3 protein-coding genes and 1 pseudogene are annotated in these 5,919 nt (G+C 57.9%); all 4 read left to right on the top strand.

The window, feature by feature from the left end; all coding sequences use genetic code 11:
* Window positions 1-269, top strand: a pseudogene (locus tag RSSM_RS09860) (RNA polymerase factor sigma-70); the annotation flags it as partial.
* Between the two features lie 16 nt (window positions 270-285).
* Entirely contained in the window at window positions 286-1,635 is a 1,350-nt protein-coding gene (locus tag RSSM_RS09855; RefSeq protein ID WP_008677385.1) for a FecR domain-containing protein, read from the top strand.
* A complete protein-coding gene (locus RSSM_RS09850) occupies window positions 1,632-4,232 on the top strand; it encodes a DUF1592 domain-containing protein (RefSeq protein WP_236621050.1) in 2,601 nt (866 codons plus the stop codon). Before RSSM_RS09855 ends, RSSM_RS09850 begins: the two co-directional genes overlap by 4 nt.
* Window positions 4,233-4,280: 48 nt before the next feature.
* Complete coding sequence (locus RSSM_RS09845) at window positions 4,281-5,585, top strand: DUF1552 domain-containing protein (RefSeq protein WP_008677380.1); 1,305 nt, start codon at window positions 4,281-4,283, stop codon at window positions 5,583-5,585.
* The last annotated feature ends 334 nt before the right edge of the window (window positions 5,586-5,919 follow it).

Below are 5,919 nucleotides of genomic sequence, written 5' to 3'. Positions count from 1 at the left end.
GCGATGAAATGCTGCGGCAAATTGCGGACGAGGCAGAAGCGATCGAAAACGAACACGTGACCGAGATTCGGTCCTCACTCAAGATTTGTTTGCAGCAGTTTTCTCAGCCCCATCAAAAACTACTGTTGGCACCTTATTTATCGGGCGGCCAAGTAAAACGGATCGCCAACGATTGTGGCAAATCGGTCAACGCCCTCTACAAACTGCTCGGCCGACTCCGGCAAAAACTTTCGACCTGCATCGAAAGTCGACTGCAAGCGGGATCCTGATCATGGAAAACTCCTGATGAACAACTCCGAACTCATCCAACAGTACTTGCTCGGAACGCTCTCCGACGATCAAGTCACGGTGCTCGAAGATCGTTTGGCCGCCAGCCAATCCCTGCGACGTCAATTCGCGAAGGCCGCTGCGGTCGACGCGGGACTCCGCGATGTCGCGATCGAATCGTCCATGGAGACGAATCGTTCGGCACCGAGCCAACCAGTTGTCGCGTCGTGGTCATGGGTGACTCAAGGTCTACTCTCGCTGGCAATCGCCGCGGGGCTGCTCCTGGCCGTCGGTGTTTGGACGTCGGTTCGTCAGCCTTCAGCGATCGCGAGCCTGCAAACGTCCGAGAACGCGGCTTGGGAAAGCTCGCTGCCCACCACGGTCGGATCGCGGCTTCCACCCGGCGTGATGAAACTGGCAACCGGCATCGCCACGATCGCGTTCGACTCCGGTGCAACCGCGACGCTCGAAGCTCCCGCTGAATTTCAACTGCTCAGCCCGGTGCGAATGAGCGTTCGACGCGGCGCCGCGGTGCTTGACGTGCCTGAGTCCGCTCAGGGTTTTGTTGTCGAAACGCCCGGCGGTTACGCCATCGATCATGGGACCCAGTTCGCAGTGTCGGTCAACGCGGATTCTCAAACTTCGGAATTCGAAGTCATGCAGGGCGAAATTTCGGTGCATCATGCGTCCTCCGGCAAAGCGTTGCGATTGCAAGATGCCGAAATGGCGTCGCTGTCGTCCTCGGACCTATCGAGCCGAGAAGACGATCGCGACGCGGAACAATTCACCTCCGATCCCGCCGTGATCCGCGTCGGTACGAACGGCCAGTGCACCTACGTGATCCGAAACAACCGGCGCGGCAAGTGGATCGATCCTGAGATGTTGATGGTCAAACAAGCCGACAGTCGTAAATGGGACACGCGTGCGATCTTCCGAATGGACTTACGAGACATCGATCTCTCTCAGATGCAGTCCGCTCGATTGCGTTTGAACCAAGTCCCCAGCGGCAAAGGATTCGCCTCGCGGTTGCCTCCGCAAAACGTCTTTGCCGTCTACGGCGTCACGGTTCCCGATCGAGAAATCTGGGTCGATGATCCGACTTGGGAAGACGCTCCGGACATCGACGACGGCGTGCTGCTCGGCCGTTTCGAAATTCCTCGAAGTCAGCAGACCGGGACGTTCGGCATTCAAACGCAAGAGCTGCTGGATTTCCTGCGATCCGACCTCGACCAACAAGTCACTTTCGTCGTCGTCCGCGAAACACGTTTGATCGAAGGCAGCGACCGCGGCTTGGTTCATGCCTTCGCCAGCGATTCCCATCCCGAACGATCCGGCCCGCTACTCGAGTTCTCGCCCATCCAACCATGAGCCGTTCCCCACTGCATCCTCCCCAGGCGTCCCCGGTGAATCTTCGTCGAGCCTCCATCGTTTCCATCTCGCTTTTCGCGTGCGTCATCGCCGCGTTGATGATCCCATCCGTCCATGCCGAAGACACCACGCGGATGTCGCCAACGCATTGGGCGATGATCGAGAACCACTGCTTCGATTGCCATGATTCGGCCACTAAGGAAGCCAACATCGACCTGGAAAGCCTTTCGCAAAACGTCGCCGCAGACGTCGCGACCGCGGAACTGTGGCAGAAAGTTTTAGGAGCGTTGAACTCCGGCGAGATGCCACCGGAAGATTCCGGTCCGATCCCGGCCAATCAAAAGCTGGAGTTCCTCGACGCTCTTTCGCAACGCATGGTCACCGCTCGACGAAAGCTCAGCGACACCGGCGGCGACATCGCGATGCGAAGACTCAACCGCCGCGAATACGCCAACACGATCGAAGACTTGCTCGGCGTTCGTCCGGACACGTCAACCTTGCCTAATGATCAAGCCACCGCGGGATTCGATACCGACGGGGCGTCGCTGTTTCTGTCCAGCAACCAAATCGAGCAATACTTGACGTTGGCTCGGCAGGCGTTGCACTTGTGTCTGCAAGCGAACGGCCTCAGGCCGGCAAAGACCATTCGCATCGAACCGGAGGAAACCTACACGCCCCACTACACCGCATCGGCCGAGCGCATGCGAGACATCGGAAAACGGGCGCGAGCCTTTCTCGCTCAAACCGAAAAAACCGCGTCCGAATTCGGATTGCTCGACGCCTATCAAGCGAAAAAGCAAAGCCACCAAGAATGGCTGCCATTGATGGAGGATTACCTGGCACGACCGGAAACTCAAACCGGCATCACGTTGATCATGACGATCAAAGAAGGTGGGTACACCAAAGTGAAACTCCCGGCGTTTCATCCCGGTGCCGAAGGACGCTATCAAATTCGAGTTCGCGCCGGAAACTACCCCGATGCCGATCCGCGTTTGCACTACCTCGAATTCAGCAAAGGCGTTGGTACCGGTCGCACGCGATTGGGGTGGCGGAAAGTGACCGCACCTATCGACGACCCGGAGGTCATTGAGTTCACTGTCGATCACGTTCCCGGCGAAAAACAACTGGTCTGGATTCATCAACGGTCCCACCAAGACCGCGGTGACAAGAACCTGGCCACCCAGCACATGTGGGAAAACGGCATCGGAACGCCGCCCGGAATTTGGATCGATTGGGTGGAAGTTGTCGGGCCGTTGCCGTCACCTCAAACCATCGCCATGCAGTCGTGCCGCGACACGATCTTATTTAAACGTCCCGACTCCATGAGCGAACAGGAATACGCGCGCGAAATCATTTCGCGCTTCGCACGGCGAGCTTTTCGTGGCACATCGGTCGGCGAAGCCTACCGCGAACAGTTGCTGCAGCACTTTGTTCGAGCACGCGAAAACGGAGAAGGCTTTTTGGATGCGTTAATCCAGCCGCTCTCGATTGTCTTGGCTTCACCGAGCTTCCTCTATCACGTCGAACAAATCGAAGAATCTCGCGAGTGTTTATCGGCTAATGAGTTAGCGGTTCGTTTGTCGTATCTGCTTTGGTCTCGGCCGCCCGATCAAACGTTGCTCGATTTCGCAGACTCGGGTTCGCTGTTGGATCCAGTCGTGTTGCACGAACAAACCGAACGAATGCTTGGTGACCCCAAAAGCAACGAGTTCGTTGAGAGCTTTGTTCATCAATGGCTGCAAGTCGAACGATTGGACATGTTTCAGTTCAACGGTGCCGAGTTCCCTTCGTTCGACAACGCGGTCAGGGAGAACGCTCGTCAAGAACTCTTTCAAACGTTCCGGTATCTGCTCGACGAAAACATCTCGCTGGGCAAGTTACTGAAGTCGGACTTCGTCGTCATCAACGATCTGTTGGCGGACTACTACGGCATCGAGGGCGTGGATGGTGCTGGCTTCCGTCCGGTTTCGGTGCCCGCCGACTCTCTGCGAGGTGGATTGCTCGGCACCGCCGCCGTGTTGGCGATGGGCTCCGACGGTCTACGGTCATCACCGGTCGAACGAGGTGCCTGGGTGCTGCGACACTTGCTCAACGATCCACCTCCGCCGGCTCCGCCTAACGTCCCGCAGCTCAGCCGTTTGGCGGGCAAAACCTATTCCGCCCGCGAATTGGCCCAGGCCCACCAAGAAGAACCGCAGTGCGCGAGCTGCCATCGCAAAATCGATCCGATCGGGTTCGGCCTCGAGCATTTTGATGCGGCCGGGCAGTGGCGTGAACAAGAACTGATCGGAATCGGAAAACGCAAGTACGGCAAGTATCAAAAGCACGTGTCCTTTGAGATTGACCCCAGCGGCAAGCTGCCCAGCGGCGAAACGTTCGCCGACTACCACCAGCTTCGTGACGCGATCGCTCAACACGAAGACGACTTCGCTCGCGGGTTCGCCGAATCGTTGATCGCCTACGGACTCGGACGCCCGTACGGTTTCACCGACGAAGAACTCGCCGATCAAATGTGCCGATCCGCGAAAGACAATCAAGATACCATGCGCGCCTTCATCCACGCCTTGGTCCAATCCGACGCGTTCCGAAATCGCTAACTCAATCTCCCTTTCCTCCCGTCCCTCCACTAACTTGCGAGCCTTCCAATGAAGAGATTCCCGAATTCGCGTCGTGCTTTCCTGCGCAGCGGCAGTGCCCTGGTCGCTCTTCCGATGTTGGAATCGTTCGGCTTCCGCCGGTTCGCATCCGCGGCCACCGCCGTTGCGTCGCCTCCGAAACGAGCCGTCTTTCTCGGGATGGGATTTGGCGTGACCGCGGATCGCTGGTACCCCGACGTCAACAAGGTCGGCGAGCAATATGAACTGCCTAAGATCCTGCGACCGCTTACGCGACACCAAAGCGACATCACGATCATTCAAAATCTGATGCACCAGTACTCGGCTGACGGTCACTCGGGCAGCACGTTCTGGTTAACGGGAGCCAACCGCTACGCCATCCCCGGACAGAGTTTTCATAACACGGTCTCGGTCGACCAAGTCGCCGCCGAGAAGTTGGGCGAACAGACGCGGTTCACGTCCATTCAGTTGGCCGCTCGCGGTGCCGCCAACGACGGCCACGGGCCAGGTGGATCGCTGGCGTGGAACCGTTCGGGCAAACCGATCACCGGTTTGGACACCCCGGTGGCCGCGTTTCATCGCCTCTTTTCCCAAGACACCACGCCGCTGGCTCGCCAGCAACAACGATTGCGGGAACAACGCAGCGTGCTCGATACGGTCAACTCCGACGCCAAGTCGTTGTCACGCAAGCTCAACCACAGTGATAACGCGAAACTCGACGAGTACTTCCAATCCATTCGCGAGATTGAGGTGCGTTTGTCGAAGGAAGAAACATGGTTGGGCGTTGAGAAGAAACAACCCAGCCGACCACTCAAGACACCGGGCGAGTCACTCGAAGGCGTCGAAGAGATCCGCATGATGTACGACATCATGCTCGCCGCGATGCAGGTCGATGCCACACGCGTCTTCACCTATCGCATGCCGGTCAACTCGATGATCAGCAGCCTAGGGGCGACGATGAGTGCGCACAGCATGAGCCATTACTCCGAAGGCGAACGTCGCACGGTCTCACAGAACCGAGACACCGCACACGCGAGACTGCTCGCCGAGTTCATCGACAAACTTAAAGCGTCGCCCGAGCCGGACGGTTCGAGCCTTTTCGACAACGTCGCCATCACCCTCGGCACCAACCTCAGCAGCGTCCACACGCTAAAGAACTGCCCCACATTGATCGCCGGCGGAGGAGCCGGTTTCCGACACGGTCGCCATCTCGTCATGGACGACCCCAAAACACCACTCTGCAACCTCTGGCTCACCACCCTCCAAGGCCTCGGCATCCCAACCAACTCCTTCGGAGACGCCACCGGCATCATCCCAGAACTCTTTGAAGCTTGATCAGCGTGATCGCTCACTGATCCAAACTCAACAACATGGCAAAGCATTCCAGTTGCATTTGAAACACTCGATAAACACGCATTTGTTTAAGCTGCCAGGGCAGTTTTATCGGGCTTTCATTTGAAGTGCCGGAACATCGCTTGGCTTGGTCCGGCCAACGTGTGGCCGAGTCGGGCTACTCATACGACGCGAGTTTGAATCAGCCGCACGGGGTTCGCCGCGGTTTTCCCGAATGAAGTAGGCCGGATCTAGGAGCGAAGCGACGACGCTCCGGCACCGGTTCGTGGCGACCGTGGTGATCAACGTTGAAGTGCCGGAACATCGCTTCGCTTGG

Source organism: Aporhodopirellula sallentina SM41, from assembly GCF_000346505.1.
In the GTDB taxonomy this organism is placed as follows: Bacteria; Planctomycetota; Planctomycetia; order Pirellulales; family Pirellulaceae; genus Rhodopirellula; species Rhodopirellula sallentina.
This window is presented reverse-complemented; position numbering and strand designations above follow the sequence as displayed.